This is a genomic window from Escherichia albertii, assembly GCF_028622335.1.
Taxonomy (GTDB): domain Bacteria; phylum Pseudomonadota; class Gammaproteobacteria; order Enterobacterales; family Enterobacteriaceae; genus Escherichia; species Escherichia albertii.
The window spans coordinates 2,251,730-2,270,972 of the sequence record NZ_CP117568.1 but is presented as its reverse complement, the minus strand read 5'-3'; the positions used below and the strand labels follow the sequence as shown (position 1 = coordinate 2,270,972).

Here is a 19,243-nt window from a genome sequence, read left to right as displayed (position 1 = left end):
CTTTGAAGAAAGATAAAACAGAGACTAAGCGTTAATGTTGAGGGGCGGGATCGTTATGTGCTTCCTGCGCCACCTCAATCGCCGGTTTGTTCTGCAATACGGTCCAGATAACCAGCGCACCCAGCAGGTCGAATACTGCCAGTACTGCGAACAGCGGGCTGAAGCCGATGGTATCAGCCAGCGCACCTACAACCAGTGCAAACAGCGTACTTGCCAGCCATGCGGACATCCCGGTCAGACCATTTGCCGTTGCCACTTCGTTACGACCGAATACGTCAGAAGAGAGCGTAATCAGCGCGCCAGACAGTGCCTGGTGAGCAAAACCACCGATACACAGCAGCATAATCGCCACATACGGGTTGGTGAACAGACCGATCATACCCGGGCCAATCATCAACACTGCGCCCAGCGTTACGACCATTTTACGGGAGACAATCAGGTTCACGCCAAACCAACGCTGGAACAGCGGCGGCAGGTAACCACCGAGGATACAACCGAGGTCAGCAAACAGCATCGGCATCCAGGCGAACATCGCGATCTCTTTCAGGTTAAAGCCGTAAACTTTAAACATGAACAGTGGGATCCATGCGTTGAAAGTACCCCAGGCCGGTTCAGCCAGGAAGCGCGGCAGCGCGATACCCCAGAATTGACGGTTACGCAGGATCTGACCAACGGACATTTTCTTCGCCGTGCCAACCTGGTGCTGGGCTTCCTGACCATTAATAATGTAGTCACGTTCTTCATCGGTCAGATGTTTCTGGTCGCGCGGATGTTTGTAGAAAATCAGCCATGCCATCGCCCAGATGAAGCTCAGTGCACCAGAGATGATAAATGCCATCTGCCAGCTATGCATCACAATGGCCCACACCACCAGCGGTGGTGCAATCATCGCACCAATCGAAGAACCAACGTTAAAATAACCTACTGCAATGGAACGCTCTTTTGCCGGGAACCATTCGGAACTGGCTTTCAGACCCGCCGGGATCATCGCCGCTTCCGCTGCACCTACTGCACCACGGGCAACGGCCAGGCCACCCCAGCTACCTGCCAGCGCGGTGGCGCCGCAGAATACTGCCCACAACACAGCAAACATTGCGTAACCGATTTTCGTACCCAGAATATCCAGGACATAGCCCGCTACCGGTTGCATGACCGTATAAGCAGCAGAATAGGCTGCGATGATATAGGAATACTGTTGGGTGGAGATGTTTAACTCTTCCATCAGAGTCGGCGCAGCTGCCGCCACAGTGTTACGCGTAAGATAACCAAGCACGGTGCCGAGCGTCACCAGTGCGATCATATACCAACGTAACCCTTTAATTTTACGCATGTAAAACCTCATCGTTTTGTTATATCCGCAGGAAGCGCGGCGATCATCCCGCCAGAGGCTGAAGATGTTAGTTACGACCGGGTAACCGAAAAAAAACCGGCACGCCCCGAACGTTGCCATGAAAGTTTCGTGCTAATTCGGCTTCCGTACCGGTTAACCCGATTCATCTAATAAATGAATGAATCAGCAATTTGCATTCCGTCGACTTATGATTTGCGACGGCAGAAAGATAACTTGTCATACAACTTTAAAAGGTGAGAGCCATCACAAATGTGCGAATATTTGTGTGGACATTATCTGAGGGCGGCGAGGCCAGTACTGACGCGGCCTGCAGCGCGATTTACCACTTTGAGAGTAAATTTTTTAACTTCATTTATTGATCTAACTCACGAAAATATCTTCAGGCTCTGGAAATTGGTGTGATAACTTTGTCAGCATCGCACCATAAGCAAGCTAGCTCACTCGTTGAGAGGAAGACGATAATGACTCCGTTTATGACTGAAGATTTCCTGTTAGATACTGAATTTGCCCGCCGTCTGTATCACGACTACGCAAAAGACCAGCCGATTTTCGATTACCACTGCCATTTGCCGCCACAGCAGATTGCGGAAGACTATCGCTTTAAAAACTTGTATGACATCTGGCTAAAAGGCGATCACTATAAATGGCGTGCTATGCGTACCAATGGTGTGGCTGAGCGTCTGTGTACCGGTGATGCGACTGACCGTGAAAAATTTGACGCCTGGGCAGCAACCGTTCCACACACTATCGGTAACCCGTTATACCACTGGACGCACCTTGAACTGCGCCGTCCGTTCGGTATCACCGGAAAACTGCTGTCTCCGTCTACTGCGGATGAAATCTGGAACGAATGTAATGAACTGCTGGCGCAGGATAATTTCTCCGCGCGCGGCATCATGAAGCAAATGAATGTGAAAATGGTCGGCACCACCGACGATCCGATCGATTCTCTGGAGCATCATGCAGAGATCGCTAAAGACGGTTCTTTCACCATTAAAGTGCTGCCGAGCTGGCGCCCGGATAAAGCGTTCAATATCGAACAGGCGACCTTCAACGACTACATGGCGAAGTTGGGCGAAGTTTCTGATACCGATATTCGCCGCTTTGCGGATCTGCAAACTGCCCTGACCAAACGTCTGGATCACTTCGCTGCTCACGGCTGTAAAGTGTCTGACCACGCACTGGATGTGGTGATGTTTGCCGAAGCGAGCGAAGCGGAACTGGATAGCATCCTGGCACGTCGTCTGGCGGGCGAAACCCTGAACGAGCACGAAGTGGCACAGTTCAAAACTGCGGTACTGGTGTTCCTTGGCGCAGAATATGCTCGTCGTGGCTGGGTACAGCAGTACCACATCGGCGCACTGCGTAATAACAACCTGCGTCAGTTCAAACTGCTGGGACCAGATGTCGGCTTCGATTCTATTAATGACCGTCCGATGGCAGAAGAACTGTCTAAACTCCTGAGCAAACAGAACGAAGAAAACCTGCTGCCGAAAACCATTCTCTACTGCCTGAACCCGCGCGATAACGAAGTGCTGGGTACGATGATCGGTAACTTCCAGGGCGAAGGTATGCCGGGCAAAATGCAGTTCGGTTCCGGCTGGTGGTTTAACGACCAGAAAGACGGTATGGAACGTCAGATGACCCAACTGGCGCAGCTCGGTCTGCTGAGCCGCTTTGTCGGTATGCTGACTGACAGCCGTAGCTTCCTGTCATACACCCGTCACGAATACTTCCGCCGCATTCTGTGCCAGATGATCGGTCGCTGGGTGGAAGCGGGCGAAGCACCGGCGGACATCAACCTGCTGGGCGAGATGGTGAAAAATATTTGCTTTAACAATGCGCGTGACTACTTCGCCATTGAACTGAACTAAGGTCTGGGGTTGATATGCAATACATCAAGATCCATGCGCTGGATAACGTCGCGGTCGCTTTAGCAGATTTGGCTGAAGGCACAGAAGTCAGTGTCGATAACCAGACTGTTACGCTGTGCCAGGATGTTGCACGTGGACATAAATTTGCGTTAACGGATATCGCGAAAGGGGCCAACGTCATTAAATATGGCCTGCCGATTGGTTATGCATTGGCGAATATTGCTGCGGGAGAACACGTTCACGCCCACAATACGCGCACGAATCTGAGCGATCTGGATCAGTATCGCTATCAACCTGATTTTCAGGAACTGCCTGCGCAAGCGGCAGATCGTGAAGTACAGATCTACCGTCGCGCTAACGGCGATGTCGGTGTGCGTAACGAATTATGGATCCTGCCAACCGTGGGCTGTGTCAACGGTATTGCACGGCAGATCCAGAACCGTTTTCTGAAAGAGACGAATAACGCCGAAGGCACTGACGGCGTATTCCTCTTCAGTCACACTTACGGCTGTTCGCAGTTGGGCGACGATCACATCAATACCCGCACCATGCTGCAAAACATGGTACGTCATCCGAACGCGGGCGCCGTGCTGGTAATCGGTCTGGGTTGTGAAAACAACCAGGTTGCCGCGTTCCGTGAAACGCTGGGCGATATCGATCCTGAACGTGTTCATTTCATGATCTGCCAACAGCAGGATGATGAAATTGAAGCCGGGGTCGAGCATTTGCATCAGTTGTATAACGTGATGCGCCACGACAAGCGCGAGCCGGGCAAGCTTAGCGAACTGAAGTTTGGTCTGGAGTGCGGCGGTTCTGACGGCCTTTCCGGTATTACGGCGAACCCGATGCTCGGTCGTTTCTCTGACTACGTGATTGCTAACGGCGGCACCACCGTGCTGACCGAAGTACCAGAGATGTTCGGCGCGGAACAGCTTCTGATGAGCCATTGCCGTGACGAAGCGACGTTTGAAAAACTTGTGACAATGGTCAATGACTTCAAGCAGTACTTTATTGCCCATGACCAGCCTATCTACGAAAACCCATCGCCGGGGAACAAAGCAGGCGGTATCACTACGCTGGAAGATAAATCTCTCGGTTGCACCCAGAAAGCAGGTTCCAGTGTAGTGGTTGACGTGCTGCGTTACGGCGAACGTCTGAAAACGCCGGGGCTGAACCTGTTAAGCGCGCCGGGTAACGATGCCGTAGCGACCAGCGCACTGGCGGGAGCGGGCTGTCATATGGTGCTGTTCAGTACCGGTCGCGGCACACCTTATGGTGGCTTTGTGCCAACGGTGAAAATCGCCACTAACAGCGAACTGGCGGCGAAGAAAAAACACTGGATCGATTTTGATGCCGGTCAGTTGATCCACGGTAAAGCGATGCCGCAGTTGCTGGACGAATTTATCGATACCATCGTTGAGTTTGCCAACGGTAAGCAAACTTGCAACGAGCGTAATGACTTCCGTGAGCTGGCGATCTTTAAAAGCGGCGTAACGTTGTAAAATCGAAATAAGTTGTTAATAAAAGGCGGCGTTTCATAATGTGAATCGCCGTTTAAGACTGTTGATAAACGCATAGTTGCCTGATGCGCTTCGCTTATCAGGCCTACGTCGAGATTTGCAATATAGTAAAATTGCACGATCTTGTAGGCTGGATAAGGCGTTTACACCGCATCCGGCAAAAAATGAGACGCACTTTGTCAGCAATCTGAAGTGGCGTTTCTCTCTCGAAGCACCGTTGTTTTGTCCAGACCTGCTAAGGATTTATCATGACCGCGTATTGGCTGGCCCAGGGCGTGGGTGTCATCGCTTTTCTGATTGGTATCACGACATTTTTCAATCGCGATGAACGTCGCTTCAAAATACAGCTCTCTGTCTATAGCGCCATTATTGGCGTGCATTTTTTCCTGATGGGAACGTATCCCGCAGGCGCCAGCGCCATTCTTAATGCCATTCGAACATTAATTACTTTACGCACACGCAGCCTGTGGATAATGGCGATCTTTATTGTGCTGACGGGAGGATTCGGTCTGGCGAAGTTCCATCATCCCATGGAGTTGCTACCGGTCATTGGCACGATTGTTAGTACCTGGGCGCTGTTTCGCTGTAAAGGGCTGACCATGCGTTGCGTGATGTGGTTTTCCACCTGTTGCTGGTTAACTCACAATATCTGGGCAGGGTCGATTGGCGGCACAATGATTGAGGGCAGTTTTCTGTTGATGAATGGCCTGAACATTATTCGTTTCTGGCGGATGCAGCAAAGAGGGATTGATCCGTTTAAAGTGGAGAAAACCCCTTCCGCCGTAGACGAAAGGGGCTAAACATTAGTTCCGCAGGGCGCTATTCGCCAGGCGAGCATCTTCAGCCTGGCACGCTGCTGCGGTGAATAACACGTCAGTTGAAGAGTTCAGCGCGGTTTCGCAGGAATCTTGCAATACACCAATAATAAAGCCGACAGCCACGACCTGCATGGCGATGTCGTTCGGAATGCCGAACATATTACAGGCCAGCGGGATCAGCAGCAGAGAACCCCCTGCCACTCCCGATGCGCCGCAGGCACACAGGGAGGCGACAACGCTCAACAGCAGCGCCGTTGGCAGATCCACCGGAATACCCAGCGTATTAACTGCTGCCAGTGTTAACACGGTAATGGTGATAGCCGCGCCTGCCATATTGATGGTGGCCCCCAGCGGAATAGAAACGGAATAGGTATCACGATCCAGATTCAGCTTTTCGCACAGCGCCATATTTACCGGAATATTCGCCGCCGAACTACGGGTGAAGAAGGCATACATGCCACTTTCGCGCAGGCAGAGCAGAACTAACGGGAACGGATTGCGACGAATTTTCCACCACACCAGCAGCGGGTTAACGACCAGCGCTACCATCAGCATACAGCCAACCAGCACGACCAGTAGCTGAGCATAGCCCCACAGCGTGTCAAACCCGGTGGTGGCCAGAGTGGAAGACACCAGGCCAAAAATACCGATCGGCGCGAAGCGAATCACCAGTTTCACCATAAAGGTGACGGCATTCGACATATCGTTGATCAGGTTTTTGGTTGTCTCGTTGCCATGACGCAGCGCGAAACCAAGACCAATCGCCCACACCAGAATCCCGATGTAGTTGCCTTTCAGCAACGCGTCGATGGGGTTAGAAACCATGCTCATTAGCAATCCGCGCATCACTTCCACAATACCTGATGGCGGGGAAATATCGCCTGCGCTGGTGGACAAATGTAACGTAGAAGGGAACGCGAAGCTGAAGACAACCGCAGTAAGGGCGGCAGAGAAGGTACCTAACAAATAGAGAAACAGAATAGGGCGAATACTAGTTTTTTGCCCGTGTTGGTGATTAGCGATGGAAGCCATAACCAGCATCAGTACCAGAACTGGCGCTACGTCTTTCAGGGCACCGACGAACAAAGTGCCTAACAGGCCAACAGCCTCAGCGACCGGTTTTGAGATCCATGCCAGAAGAATCCCCAGTATGAGACCGACCAGAATTTGCTTTACCAGGCTGCCATGAGCGAAACGCTGGAATAGCCCAGACGAACGTTGCGTAGTCATTTTTCGATCCTTTCATTGTGTTGTTGCACATTCCTGGTGCGTTCTGTCGACGCATCTTTCAGGATGTAACAAAGTGTTTGCAAGGTCGAGTATAAGGAAAGTTACAGCTTCGGGAAGCGAAAAATACTGGATTTTAAAGAGAGGTCATATTTTGCAACTTAATGGTTACATTTATTTGACATAAACAGAGGGAAGGACTGACTACTAAGGCTGATTAGATAACATATGGGCAAAACTATTTGGAATATGAGAACGGTTGCGCTCCTTTAATGTGCAATGCCATATCAAGTCACTGGCGCAGGGAGCGCGCAGGGGGCGGCCAATCGCCGCCAACACCCATGCGCTCTTTTTGTAAAGAGCTATAAGCCGATTACATAATTAATGGCTCATCTTTGTCTGGAATGGGTTATCTCCAGTAATGGCTTAATATGCAGCGAATCATTCTCCCCGCTGCTTATCATGCCGATAATTCACCCACGCGTTGATAATAAACGTTATCACCAGAATGCCAAACACCACGCCCAGTGAGACGGCGATCGGAATATGGTAGAAATCGACAATCAGCATCTTGATACCGATAAACACCAGAATCACCGCCAGACCATATTTGAGCATCGAGAAACGCTCTGCCACGCCTGCCAGCAGGAAATACATCGCACGCAAGCCGAGGATCGCAAACAGGTTTGAGGTCAGCACGATGAACGGGTCAGTGGTCACGGCGAAGATAGCCGGAATGCTATCCACGGCGAAAATCACGTCGCTCAACTCCACCAGAATCAACACCAGCATCAGCGGCGTGGCATACAACAGGCCATTCTTGCGCACAAAGAAATGCTCGTTGTCGATGGTGTCGGTCATGCGCAAATGACCGCGCAGCCAGCACACCAGCGGCTTATCGCCGATTCCTGATTCATCTTCATGAACCAGCGCCATCTTCACGCCGGTAAACAGCAGGAATGCGCCGAAGATATACAGGATCCAGTCGAACTGCGAAATCAGCCAGCTACCGGTGAAGATCATAACGGTACGCAGAACAATCGCCCCGAGTACGCCATATACCAGCACGCGCCGTTGTAACGCCGCCGGAACAGAGAAATAGCTGAACAACATCAGCCAGACAAAGACGTTATCAACCGCCAGCGATTTCTCAATCAGATAACCGGTGAGGAAAGCCAGTGCCTGCGGGTCGGCAACTTCGCGTCCCTGGGTTTGCACCAGATACCACCAGAAAGCGGCGTTAAACAGTAATGACAGCGTCACCCAGACCAGCGACCAGGCCGCAGCCTGTTTCATGGTCATGGCATGTGCGCCACGACGCCCCTGCAACAACAGGTCGATAGCCAGCATAATGGCGACAACGACAGCGAATCCGCCCCATAACAACGGCGTGCCGACAGTATTCATAGAAGTTCCTTACACATAAAAAAACGGCCAACGTCGGAAGACGTCAGCCGCTGCTTTTTATGCATAGACCTCGCCTTCCGGCAAGGTCTCACTTACAACAAAAAAGGAATACGTCTGCGTATTCCTTTCAGATTGGTGACAAAGTGTCTTTGTTAATGCCGGATGCGGCGTGAACGCCTTATCCAGCCTACAAAACCATGCAAATTCAATAGATTGCCGGAACAATGTAGGCCTGATAAGCGAAGCGCATCAGGCAACTTTACGTTTGCCATCAGTCTGAAAGGGACATATCTGCGTATTCCTTTCGGGTTGCCCGGTGACCGGATGTGGTTTTTCACACATCGTAATGACGATCGACCGACAATGAAGTTACTCCCCTTTGCAGGTAACAAAGTATGACAGACCATTCAGCCAGTCAATGGTCTGTTACATACCTTTTACACTGCTTTACGGTAACCATTATTGCTTTACGCTATCTGCCGGAAAAACTACCCCGGTCTGGCGGCGGATCTCGGTCAGCAGTTTGGCAGTGATGCGACTGACTGCCAGCCCCGGATGATTAACCAGATGCTCATCCACCAGTTCAGCAAACAACTCAGCTTCGTAGAGCATGGTATTAATATGCTGTGGCTGAGTGAGATCCTGCATCTGGCTGCCGCGCGGCACAAAGCAGACTTTCTGACATTCAGACAGTTTTTCAATCACCAGCGATCCCGCTTCGCCCTGAATCTCGCTCGCCAGTACAGAATCGCTGACTTTTGAGTGCTGCAAGGTGACGCTGAAATCACCGTAATCCATCACCACTACGCCGTGAGCATCCACACCGCTATCCAGCAAACTGGCGGTCGCCTGCACGTTTTTCGGTTCGCCAAATAACGCCACCGCTGCTGCCAGACAGTAAAAACCGATATCCATAATCGAACCGTTAGAGAACGCTGGGTTAAAGGTGTTGGGATTCTCGCCGTTCAGATAACGTTGATAACGCGAGGAATACTGGCAATAGTTGAAAAAAACTTTACGCAGTTTGCCGACTTTCGGCAGCATCTGGCGTAACAAATGAAAATTAGGCAGGTAGGCTGTTTTAAACGCTTCAAACAGCACCACCTGATTTTCCCGCGCGCAAGCAATGGCGGCATCCACTTCCGCCAGGTTCGACGCCAGCGGCTTCTCGCAAATCACGTGAATTTTGTGGCTAAGGAAAAGTTGCGTCTGGGGAAAATGCAGGGCGTTTGGACTGGCAATATACACCGCGTCAATGGCATCGCTTTCTGCCATCGCTTCCAGCGACGTAAACAGATGTTCGACAGAAAAATCATTAGCGAAGTGCTGGGCCTGTTCAAGGCTGCGGGAATAGACGGCGGTTAACTTATATTTGCCGCTCTCATGGGCGGCCTCGACGAACTGGCGGGTGATCCAGTTGGTACCAATCACGGCGAAACGTATCATAACGCGGGGTTACTCCATAAAGGGATTCTGTCGTCAATGTAGCACGCCTTTTTCATCTTCGACGTGCGCAGATACGCATTATTCTTTCGCCGGACAGCCATGCTCACTAAACGGGCCAATCATGACCGATGGCCCCAGATATTTCGGCTGACGATGGAGGATTTTCGCGTCAATCACCGCGCTGACTCTGGCGAGTTTCTCTCGCAGGCGAACCAACTTTCCGCGTCCTTTCTCCAGGTCTGGAGCGTTAAACCCGATGGCGTCTATGTTGTATTGTTTTGCCAGCCAGATAGCGCGTTGGTTATGAAATTCCTGCGAAATAATGGTGATATGGTTTTCACCAAAAACCTTATTGGCGCGAACCACAGAATCGAGAGTTGAGAAACCTGCGTAATCACAGAAAATCGCTTTGGCCGGGACGCCTTTAGCGATTAATGCCTGTTGCATTCCAGAAGCTTCATCGTAATTTTTACTTCCGTTATCGCCGCTGACGAGTAGCCACTTTACTTTTCCTGCGTGGTACAACGCTGCTGCGCTATTCACTCGCCGGGTAAAGTAATTATTACCGGGTTTAGCCCCCAGTAGCAGCCCAACGTTACGTGCCGGAACAGCATCAACATCGCTCCAGGTCAGTTGTTGACTAGCTTTGACCATCGTCCGATCGGCGATAAAAATCATCGCTCCCGCTGCGAGCAACAGAAAACAGGCAATCTTGAGAGCCCGGCGAGAAAAACAAACGCGGCGGAGAAAGCAGGCAAATGCGCGCAACATGGTCGTTATCCTTAACGAAAGAGGAGAGGCCGATTGTAGGCGTTAACAATAAAAAAGATAACGCCTGAGATCATTTTCAGATTTTGTCCTGCCCAAGCGACAGTTGCGTCAGCCACAGGCGGGTATCGAACTCAAGCTGGTGGTACTGCGGCTCCATATGGCAGCACAACTGGTAGAACGCTTTGTTGTGCTCTTTCTCCTTCAGATGCGCCAGCTCGTGCACCACGATCATGCGCAAAAACGGTTCCGGCGCGTTGCGAAACACGGTCGCGACGCGAATCTCTGCTTTTGCTTTCAGCTTGCCGCCCTGCACACGCGAAACAGCGGTATGTAACCCGAGCGCGTTTTTCAGCACGTGGATCTTATTGTCATACATCACTTTATTGATCGGCGGGGCATTGCGCAGAAACTGATTTTTCAGATCCTGAGTGTATTGCCAGAGGGCTTTATCGGTGGCGTAGTCGTGTGTTCCCGGATAGCGTTTTGCCAGCACATCGCCCAGACGCTGTTCATTAATCAGCGTGCGCACCTGGGAAAGTAGCTGCTCGGGATAACCCTGAAGATAAGTAAGATTGCTCATAACCGCCCACGAAAAAGAGAAAAAGGGTATACTCACGCACCCTTTTCAGGGGCAACGTCGAAATTTTATCATTCAGGAGGGCCGATGAGCCACTTAGACAACGGTTTCCGTTCACTGACATTACAACGTTTTCCGGCGACGGATGACGTTAACCCGCTACAGGCGTGGGAAGCGGCGGATGAATATTTGCTGCAACAGTTGGACGACACAGAAATCCGCGGCCCGGTGTTGATCCTGAATGATGCTTTTGGTGCGTTAAGTTGTGCGCTGGCAGAACATAAGCCGTACAGCATTGGCGACTCATACATCAGCGAACTGGCGACGCGCGAGAATTTGCGCCTCAACGGAATTGATGAATCGAGCGTGAAGTTTCTCGACAGTACCGCTGACTACCCGCAACAGCCGGGCGTAGTGCTGATCAAAGTGCCGAAAACGCTGGCATTGCTGGAACAACAACTGCGTGCGTTGCGCAAAGTGGTCACGCCGGATACACGTATTATTGCTGGTGCTAAAGCGCGTGACATTCACACCTCCACGCTGGAACTGTTCGAAAAAGTGCTCGGCCCGACCACCACCACGCTGGCCTGGAAGAAAGCACGCCTGATTAATTGTACTTTCAATGAACCGCCGCTGGCCGATGCGCCGCAGACCGTTAGCTGGAAGCTGGAAGGCACCGACTGGACTATCCATAATCATGCGAATGTCTTCTCCCGCACCGGGCTGGATATTGGTGCGCGCTTTTTTATGCAGCATCTGCCGGAAAATCTCGATGGTGAGATTGTTGATCTCGGCTGTGGTAACGGCGTTATTGGCCTGACGCTGCTTGATAAAAACCCGCTGGCGAAAGTGGTGTTTGTCGATGAATCGCCGATGGCGGTTGCTTCCAGCCGTTTGAACGTAGAAACCAACATGCCAGAGGCGTTGGATCGTTGCGAGTTTATGATCAACAATGCGCTCTCCGGCGTGGAGCCTTTCCGCTTTAATGCTGTGCTCTGCAACCCGCCGTTTCACCAGCAACATGCGCTGACCGATAACGTTGCCTGGGAGATGTTCCACCACGCCCGCCGCTGCCTGAAAATCAACGGCGAGCTGTATATCGTTGCCAACCGCCATCTGGATTACTTTCACAAACTGAAGAAGATTTTTGGCAATTGCACCACTATTGCGACGAATAATAAATTTGTGGTGCTGAAATCGGTGAAACTGGGGCGTCGTCGATAAGATTAAGAAAACCTGCCGGATGCGGCGTGAACGCCTTATCCGGCCTACGTTCAGCACGTTACCCTCAGGCCGGATAAGACGCGTTAAGCGTCGCATCCGGCAATGTATGCCCAGTTTTGGAATCGCGCTTCCATAAAACAAAAAATCCCTGTCACCATCCCTGCATTCTCTTGTTTAGCGTTTTTCAACGTTTATTCTTCCGTCACACAGATAAATTCATCCGTTGCCAATCTGTCAACGGATGTTATCATATTGCCAATTTGTCAACGGACTTGATGAAGAATGCACCTGATCACTCAAAAAGCATTGAAAGATGCAGCGGAAAAATATCCGCAGCATAAAACGGAGTTGGTGGCACTGGGGAACACGATTGCTAAGGGATACTTCAAAAAACCTGAGTCATTAAAAGCAGTGTTCCCATCTCTGGATAACTTCAAATATCTGGATAAGCATTATGTTTTCAATGTCGGGGGCAATGAATTACGTGTTGTAGCAATGGTCTTTTTTGAATCGCAAAAGTGCTACATACGTGAAGTTATGACGCACAAAGAATACGATTTCTTTACCGCTGTTCATCGTACTAAGGGGAAAAAATGATTGCGATTGCCGATATCTTGCAAGCAGGAGAAAAGCTAACCGATGTGGCACCTTTTCTGGCGGGTATCCAGAGCGAAGAACAGTATGCCCAGGCGCTGGAACTGGTAGATCATCTGCTGCTCAACGATCCTGAAAATCCCTTGCTGGATCTGGTGTGTGCCAAAATAACCGCGTGGGAAGAATCAGCGCCCGAATTTGCTGAATTTAATGCGATGGTTCAAGCCATGTCTGGCGGTGTTGCTGTGATTCGTACCCTGATGGATCAATACGGCTTAACCCTTTCCGATCTTCCAGAAATTGGCAGTAAATCCATGGTATCACGCGTTTTGAACGGGAAGAGAAAATTAACGCTGGAACACGCTAAAAAACTGGCAGCGCGATTCGGCATTTCCCCTGCGTTGTTTATTGATTAATGCCACCTGCCGGATGCGGCGTGAGCGCCTTATCCGGCCTACGTTCAGCACGTTACTCTCAGGCCGGATCCGGTACTTCAATGCACGATTTAAATCTCCAGTGCAAGCTGTGTTCCCTGCGCTATCGCTCGCCGCGCGTCCAGTTCCATTGCCACATCGCAGCCACCGATTAAATGCACGGTTTTCCCACTATCAATCAGCGGTTGTGCCAGCGTGCGGTTTGGCTCTTGTCCCGCGCAGATCACCACATGATCAACGGCGAATACCTGCGTTTCGCCGTTGATCACCACGTGTAATCCATCATCATCGATCTTTTGATAGCTTACGCCAGGGATCATTTTCACGCCGCGCGAGAGCAGAGTGGTGCGATGGATCCAGCCCGTCGTTTTGCCTAACCCTTGCCCTGGTTTGCTGGTTTTGCGCTGGAGCATCACAATTTGCCGTGGGCTACGCGGGATCTGCATGCCTTGCGGACTTAAACCTCCGGCCTGTTGCAGGCTGCTGTCGATCCCCCACTCATTACAGAACTCGGCGATATTTTGGCTGGTGGACTCCCCTGGCTGACTCAAATACATCGCCGTATCAAAACCAATACCGCCACAACCGATGATGGCGATTTTGTTGCCTACCGGCGCTTTGTCGCGCAGTACATCGAGGTAACTCAGCACCTTTGGATGATCGATCCCGTCGATGGGCGGAACGCGCGGTACGATCCCGCTGGCGAGGATCGTTTCATCGAACATCTGTAATTGATCCGCTGTCACAGTGTGATTAAGTTTGAGCGTTACTCCGGTCACTTCGATCATTCGGCGGTAGTAACGTAGTGTTTCGTAGAACTCCTCTTTACCGGGGATCTGTTTGGCAATGTTGAACTGCCCACCGATCTCACCGTGAGTATCAAACAGCGTTACCTGATGTCCACGTGCTGCCGCGTTAATGGCAAACGCCAGTCCCGCAGGACCCGCACCGACCACCGCCAGATTTTTTTTCTGCACGGCGGGAAGGATCGGCATTTTGGTTTCATGGCAGGCGCGAGGATTTACCAGGCACGAGGTGACGTTACCGACGAAGATCTGATCCAGGCAGGCCTGATTGCAGCCGATGCAGGTGTTGATCTCATCCGCTCGTCCCGATCGCGCTTTTGATAACAGTTCCGCATCGGCGAGAAATGGTCGCGCCATTGACACCATGTCCGCATCGCCACGGGAGAGAATATCGTCGGCAATCTGCGGATCGTTAATCCGGTTGGTGGTCACCAGTGGTAGCGAGACGTGGCCTTTCAGTTTGCGTGTGACCCAGCTAAATGCGCCGCGCGGCACGGGGGTGGCGATGGTCGGAATCCGCGCTTCATGCCAGCCTATTCCAGTATTGATAATGGTTGCACCCGCCGCTTCAATGGCCTGCGCCAGTTCTACCGTTTCGCTAAAAGTCCCGCCGCCTTCGACCAGGTCGAGCATTGACAGGCGATAGATAATAATAAAGTCGTTGCCGACGCGCTCGCGTACTGTACGCACCACTTCAACGGCAAACCGCATCCGGTTAGGGTAATCGCCGCCCCATTGGTCGCTACGCTGGTTGGTGTGCAGGGTAAGGAACTCGTTGATCAAATACCCTTCGGAACCCATTACCTCTACGCCATCGTATCCTGCTTCTCGCGCCAGTTGTGCGCAGCGGGCGAAGTCGTCGATCAGTCGCAGGATCTCTTCGTGGGTCAGTTCATGGGGAACAAAGCGGTTGATGGGGGCCTGCAATGCGGAGGGCGCAACCAGATGCGGCTGGTAGCTATAGCGCCCGGTATGCAAAATTTGCAGGGCAATTTTGCCGCCTTCCTGATGTACCGCTTCAGTAATGGTGCGATGGTGCGGGATCTGGCTGGCGTCGTTAAGCATTGCGCCGCCTTCCATGCCAACGCCTGTTAAATCTGGGGCAATGCCGCCGCTGACAATCAGCGCCACGCCGTGACGGGCGCGTTCAGCATAAAACGCCGCCAGCCGTTCCGCACCGTCCGGGTATTCCTCCAGTCCGGTGTGCATTGAGCCCATCAGCACACGGTTCTTTAATGTGGTGAAGCCTAAATCAAGCGGGGCGAACAGTGACGGATAGCTCATAAGATTGTCCAGTATGTAAAATAATTGTTATGTAGTCGGATGAGTTCTAATTTAGCCATCGCCGGAGAAAAGGGAAAAGGGGAATGCGGGGTTTGTGATGGGATTCAAAAAGAATACACCCGGTGGTAACGCCGGATGCGACGCTTGACGCGTCTTATCCGGTCTACGGAACTGGGGGATTGCACATGTAGGGCGGATAAGGTGTTTACGCTGCCTCCGCAGTGCGCGGTGCAGACGCCGGATGCGACGCTTGCCGCGTCTTATCCGGCCTACGGAACGCACATGCGGGGCGGATAAGGTGTTTACGCTGCCTCCGCCAGTGGCGCGGTGCAAACGCCGGATGCGACGCCTGCCGCGTCTTATCCGGCCTGGGGAACTGGGGGATTGCACATGTAGCACATGTAGGGCGGATAAGGCGTTCACGCCGCATCCGCCAGCCGTTGCAAATTACTGCTTACGGAAAAAATCGTTATACAACATATACAAATGCGCGGCACTCCAGGAGAAATTTGGTGCGCCTTGCTGCGCGCCAGTGAGCGGGTTGTAATTCTCCTGAATCGGACCATCGGCGGTTAACCCTTTGGCGTGTCGGAAGAACGTATCCGCCAGTTTCAGGGCATCATCGCGATAACCGTAACGCTCCATCCCTTTCAGACCAAACCAGAACTGATCCACCCATACGCGCCCGCGCCAGTAGATATCCGCGCCAAAGGCCGGGTTGGTTAACGCTGCCGTTCCCAGCGGGACAAAGGTGTTGAACTCTTTTGGATCCAGCATCACCTTCACCACCGCGTCGGCGTTGGCCTGCGTTGCTGCACCGTTAAACAGCGGCGACCAGCCTTCCGGTCCTTTACCTCGTTCGACAATCGGCTTGCCCGCGCAGCCGTTCGCTAACGGTTTATCTTCAATGCGTATGTCATAGTAGAACTGTGTGGCCGGGTCGAACATACAAGTATTGATGTAATCTGCGAGCTGTACTGCCAACTGGCGATAACGTTTGGCTTCTTCGGGTTTGCCGAGGATTTTCGCCATCTCGGCCAGATAATGGTTGTCGCTGTACATGTAGCTGGCCTGATCCACCGATTCCTGCAATAGCGAGTAGCCCAGCAATGTTCCGTCCTGGCTGCGGTTCTCGGCGAATTTCACCGTCCAGTCGCTACGTTTACCGCCGCTTGCGACATATTTGTCCAGTTGTTCTTTGTCGATAAAACCAAAAACGGCGGCATCATCACGACCCGATTCCCACGATGCGGCAACCTGTGCCGGAATTTCCAGACTGTCATACTGGCCTTTCTCCACCACGCGAGCGTAGTTGTTCAGCCCAGACAGCGTCTCTTCTTTGTCGCCTTTTTTCACCGTAAACAGCATTTCGCCGTTCTCAGTGTTGTGGGCTTTATCGCGGGTTGCGCCATATTCCGGCACGCCGTTACCGTTGTGATCGCGGTTACGTAACCACCAGTCGTGATAGGCCACCAGTTTCGGGTACATCTCTGCCAGCCAGGCTTTGTCCTGAGTGACGTTGTACACTTCCATCACCGACCAGGCGGCAAGGCTGGGTTTAGTGTTACGTTCGTTCCAGTTGCCGCCATCGCCGCCACGCTCGGGGCTAAGGTTCCACGCAATCAGGTCCGGCACAAATCCCACATCCTGTGGACGCACCGCGTCGCCAGGCTGGATCTGCCAGGAGAAGACCGCGCGAATATTCTCTTTGGCGATATCCGGGTTGAAGTGCGCCATCGCAGATGCTTGCTTCCAGGTATCCCACGGCCAGGTCTGGTTGCCGGAGAACCAACGCCCGGTTACCGACGGCGTGACAGTGTTATATTTCACCGCACCGCCAGGCGAGCGCCAGTTACCGTTGAGGGTTTCGATCGCTTTCACCGCGACGCGCGTCTGCTCCGGCGTTGCATCCGGGTTAGTTAATCCTTTCTTCAGATACTCTTCCCAGCGTTGCTGTGAGGCGGTGAGATAAAACGCCGGACGCGCCAGAATATCGCGGATTTGCATCTGTTCTTTGCTAACTTCCTGGGCAGTCAGCAGGTGGGAGTAGGTGGTGTAGAGCGTCGTTGAACCGTTGATATGCGCCTTACTGGTAAAGCGATTACCGTTGATTTCAGTCTGCATCGGTAATGATTTATGCACCTGATATTCCGATTCGCCGGAAGTCAGCAGATCCCAGGTGGCGCGCACTTTGCCAAAGGTGACTTTCAGGCCATCACGAGTGGCGCTGATTTTGCGCTGATAGTCAGGGTACTCGCCAGCAATGGTTTTATCGGAAAGTGGTTTCCCTTCTTTCGCTTCCAGTTTTTCCAGCAGTTCGCCATCCCACACCAGATCCAGCGGTTTATCGCTGGTGATTTTGGTTTCCAGTAGTGATGTGCGCGGCGTGGCGAAGCGCAGAGTCATTTCGACCTGTACATCTTTCGATATCAACTTTTGCACCAGCGCGCCGGGAATACTGTACGCCTCCAGCGTGAAGTCAACTTTCTTGCCGTCTTGCCAGACGGTCAGGCGATCGAAATTACTGGCCATAAAGTTGATGTACTCTTCTGTCAGCAGCGCAACGCCCGGAAAACCGCCCATGGTGTTCGGGCCATCTGGCAACAGATGACCATGCCAGGCACCGAGATCAAAAAATGGGTTGAAACGCTGGTGGTCGTCGTAATCGTAATCTTTCATGTACTGCGGCGCGCCGGTACGGTTAATCACGTTTTTATAATTGTCAGCGTTAGCGGCATGGGCGGAAAAACTCATCAGCAGAGCACAGGCTAATGGCGTTAAAATGGTTTTGATTTTCATGAGGTTACTGTCCTTATTACCAGTAAAAATATTGCATCAGGAAGAGTTGGTCGCTGGGATCGTGAGATGCATTTTTCATGTAGAAGCGACTGTCGAAAGCCGTAGCGAAACGTCCGCCGCCGTATTCGTACCAGATACCAAACTGCATAAAGGAGGTAGTTTCATCCTCTGCGTGGTCAGGACGATGTTTGGCGTAGGTGTAAGCGGTGGAGAGATAAACACCCTTTAACGCTTCATACATGGCGCTCACCATCATCCCACTTTCACTTCCCGGTACGTCCAGTCCGTCGGCGCGTCCGGTATGGTGCCAGGCGCGGGCGGCGAAGTTAGGGGTAAGCAGACCAGTAAGATAGAGTTGTCCTGTGCCGTCGGTAATTTCCAGACCGTTCATCCAGGTGATACCTTCGGCGAGATCATACTGGATGTAACCGTTCATCATTGCCGGATAGGTGTATTTGTCGTCGTAGCGATCGTATTTGCCGAAATGCAGCCAGGCTTTGCTTTCGTCATGATGTCCGGCAGGGGTAGCGGTGACGCTATAGCGGAAGTTTCCGGTTAAGTTTTGCACCTTCAGCGCGGTCATAATGTCGCGGGTATTGGGAATGACGTAGCCCAGATCGGGTGTAAAATCGCCCCACCATTGCAGATCATCCAGCGAGGAATCCTGACGCAGGCTCAACATGATTTCGGTGCCATCGTTGGTACGATAACCGCCATAGAAACGGTTAATCCCTCCTTCAAAACCGCCCCAACTATGATCGGGCACCCAGGCATTGCCGTCGTGATCGGCTTGCACGGTCCAGCCTTCACCATAAATCAGACCAAACCAGGCGCCATATTTCATCTCCAGACCGCCTTCAATATAGGTGCCGTCGCTGTATTTATGTTTATTTTCACCCTCTAAATCCATATATCCGCCAACCCCTAATTCGCCGTAAAAACGAAACGAAGGAGAAGATGGCGAGGTAATAACGGGCGTTTTGGTGTCGTCATGTTCTGCTGGGCGAATCTCTTCGCCAATCGCAGAAAAAGCGTAGCAAAATGGCAGAGCAAGTAATGCTCTGCATGGTGCACTGGTTAATTTCATTATGTTAGTCCATGAGCTAAAGAA

The 19,243-nt window shown here is 51.9% G+C and carries 15 protein-coding genes; 6 read left to right on the top strand and 9 right to left on the bottom strand.

Features of this window, described 5'->3' with window-relative positions; translation table 11 throughout:
* Positions 1-31 precede the first annotated feature (31 nt).
* Positions 32-1,330 (bottom strand): hexuronate transporter ExuT, encoded by a 1,299-nt coding sequence (gene exuT, locus PS053_RS10960; protein WP_002461065.1) that lies wholly within the window; start codon positions 1,328-1,330, stop codon positions 32-34.
* 482 nt (positions 1,331-1,812) lie between these two features.
* On the opposite strand from exuT, the gene uxaC reads away from it, so the two are divergent.
* The 3 genes from uxaC to PS053_RS10945 all read left to right on the top strand — a co-directional run bounded on the left by uxaC (position 1,813) and on the right by PS053_RS10945 (position 5,545).
* Entirely contained in the window at positions 1,813-3,225 is a 1,413-nt protein-coding gene (gene uxaC, locus PS053_RS10955) for a glucuronate isomerase (RefSeq protein WP_000187456.1), read from the top strand.
* Between the two features lie 14 nt (positions 3,226-3,239).
* The gene (gene uxaA, locus PS053_RS10950) at positions 3,240-4,727 is read left to right on the top strand and encodes an altronate dehydratase (protein ID WP_059254019.1); all 1,488 of its coding nucleotides are present in this window, start codon (positions 3,240-3,242) and stop codon (positions 4,725-4,727) included.
* Between the two features lie 266 nt (positions 4,728-4,993).
* Positions 4,994-5,545, top strand: a complete 552-nt coding sequence (locus tag PS053_RS10945) for a YgjV family protein (RefSeq protein ID WP_000128129.1) — start codon at positions 4,994-4,996, stop codon at positions 5,543-5,545.
* Positions 5,546-5,548: 3 nt separating this feature from the next.
* On the opposite strand, the gene sstT is transcribed toward PS053_RS10945, so the two are convergent.
* The 5 genes from sstT to PS053_RS10920 all read right to left on the bottom strand — a co-directional run bounded on the left by sstT (position 5,549) and on the right by PS053_RS10920 (position 10,994).
* Positions 5,549-6,793 carry a serine/threonine transporter SstT gene (gene sstT, locus PS053_RS10940; RefSeq protein ID WP_273774910.1) on the bottom strand — a complete coding sequence of 415 codons (1,245 nt, stop codon included), beginning with the start codon at positions 6,791-6,793 and terminating at the stop codon, positions 5,549-5,551.
* A 438-nt stretch (positions 6,794-7,231) separates the two neighbouring features.
* On the bottom strand, positions 7,232-8,197 hold the full coding sequence (gene alx, locus PS053_RS10935; protein ID WP_256878812.1) for a TerC family membrane protein Alx: 966 nt from the start codon (positions 8,195-8,197) through the stop codon (positions 7,232-7,234).
* Positions 8,198-8,656: 459 nt separating this feature from the next.
* Positions 8,657-9,643, bottom strand: coding sequence for a Gfo/Idh/MocA family protein (locus PS053_RS10930; protein ID WP_000617693.1), 987 nt, complete (start codon positions 9,641-9,643; stop codon positions 8,657-8,659).
* Between the two features lie 78 nt (positions 9,644-9,721).
* Positions 9,722-10,414, bottom strand: coding sequence for a SanA/YdcF family protein (locus PS053_RS10925; RefSeq protein WP_000942533.1), 693 nt, complete (start codon positions 10,412-10,414; stop codon positions 9,722-9,724).
* Between the two features lie 76 nt (positions 10,415-10,490).
* A complete protein-coding gene (locus PS053_RS10920; protein WP_001295542.1) occupies positions 10,491-10,994 on the bottom strand; it encodes a M48 metallopeptidase family protein in 504 nt (167 codons plus the stop codon).
* 84 nt (positions 10,995-11,078) lie between these two features.
* On the opposite strand from PS053_RS10920, the gene rlmG reads away from it, so the two are divergent.
* From rlmG to higA, 3 genes are all read left to right on the top strand, one after another.
* Positions 11,079-12,215 carry a 23S rRNA (guanine(1835)-N(2))-methyltransferase RlmG gene (gene rlmG / locus PS053_RS10915; RefSeq protein WP_060877474.1) on the top strand — a complete coding sequence of 379 codons (1,137 nt, stop codon included), beginning with the start codon at positions 11,079-11,081 and terminating at the stop codon, positions 12,213-12,215.
* Positions 12,216-12,497: 282 nt separating this feature from the next.
* Positions 12,498-12,812 (top strand): type II toxin-antitoxin system toxin HigB, encoded by a 315-nt coding sequence (higB, locus tag PS053_RS10910; protein ID WP_000550189.1) that lies wholly within the window; start codon positions 12,498-12,500, stop codon positions 12,810-12,812.
* Positions 12,809-13,225 carry a type II toxin-antitoxin system antitoxin HigA gene (gene higA / locus PS053_RS10905; protein ID WP_256878813.1) on the top strand — a complete coding sequence of 139 codons (417 nt, stop codon included), beginning with the start codon at positions 12,809-12,811 and terminating at the stop codon, positions 13,223-13,225. Before higB ends, higA begins: the two co-directional genes overlap by 4 nt.
* A gap of 89 nt (positions 13,226-13,314) precedes the next feature.
* Here higA and fadH read toward each other — a convergent pair whose 3' ends face one another.
* The 3 genes from fadH to ygjJ all read right to left on the bottom strand — a co-directional run bounded on the left by fadH (position 13,315) and on the right by ygjJ (position 19,219).
* On the bottom strand, positions 13,315-15,333 hold the full coding sequence (gene fadH / locus PS053_RS10900; RefSeq protein WP_256878814.1) for an NADPH-dependent 2,4-dienoyl-CoA reductase: 2,019 nt from the start codon (positions 15,331-15,333) through the stop codon (positions 13,315-13,317).
* A 447-nt stretch (positions 15,334-15,780) separates the two neighbouring features.
* The gene (gene ygjK / locus PS053_RS10895; protein ID WP_000695424.1) at positions 15,781-18,132 is read right to left on the bottom strand and encodes an alpha-glucosidase; all 2,352 of its coding nucleotides are present in this window, start codon (positions 18,130-18,132) and stop codon (positions 15,781-15,783) included.
* A gap of 16 nt (positions 18,133-18,148) precedes the next feature.
* On the bottom strand, positions 18,149-19,219 hold the full coding sequence (gene ygjJ / locus PS053_RS10890) for a protein YgjJ (protein ID WP_000779376.1): 1,071 nt from the start codon (positions 19,217-19,219) through the stop codon (positions 18,149-18,151).
* Positions 19,220-19,243 lie beyond the last annotated feature (24 nt).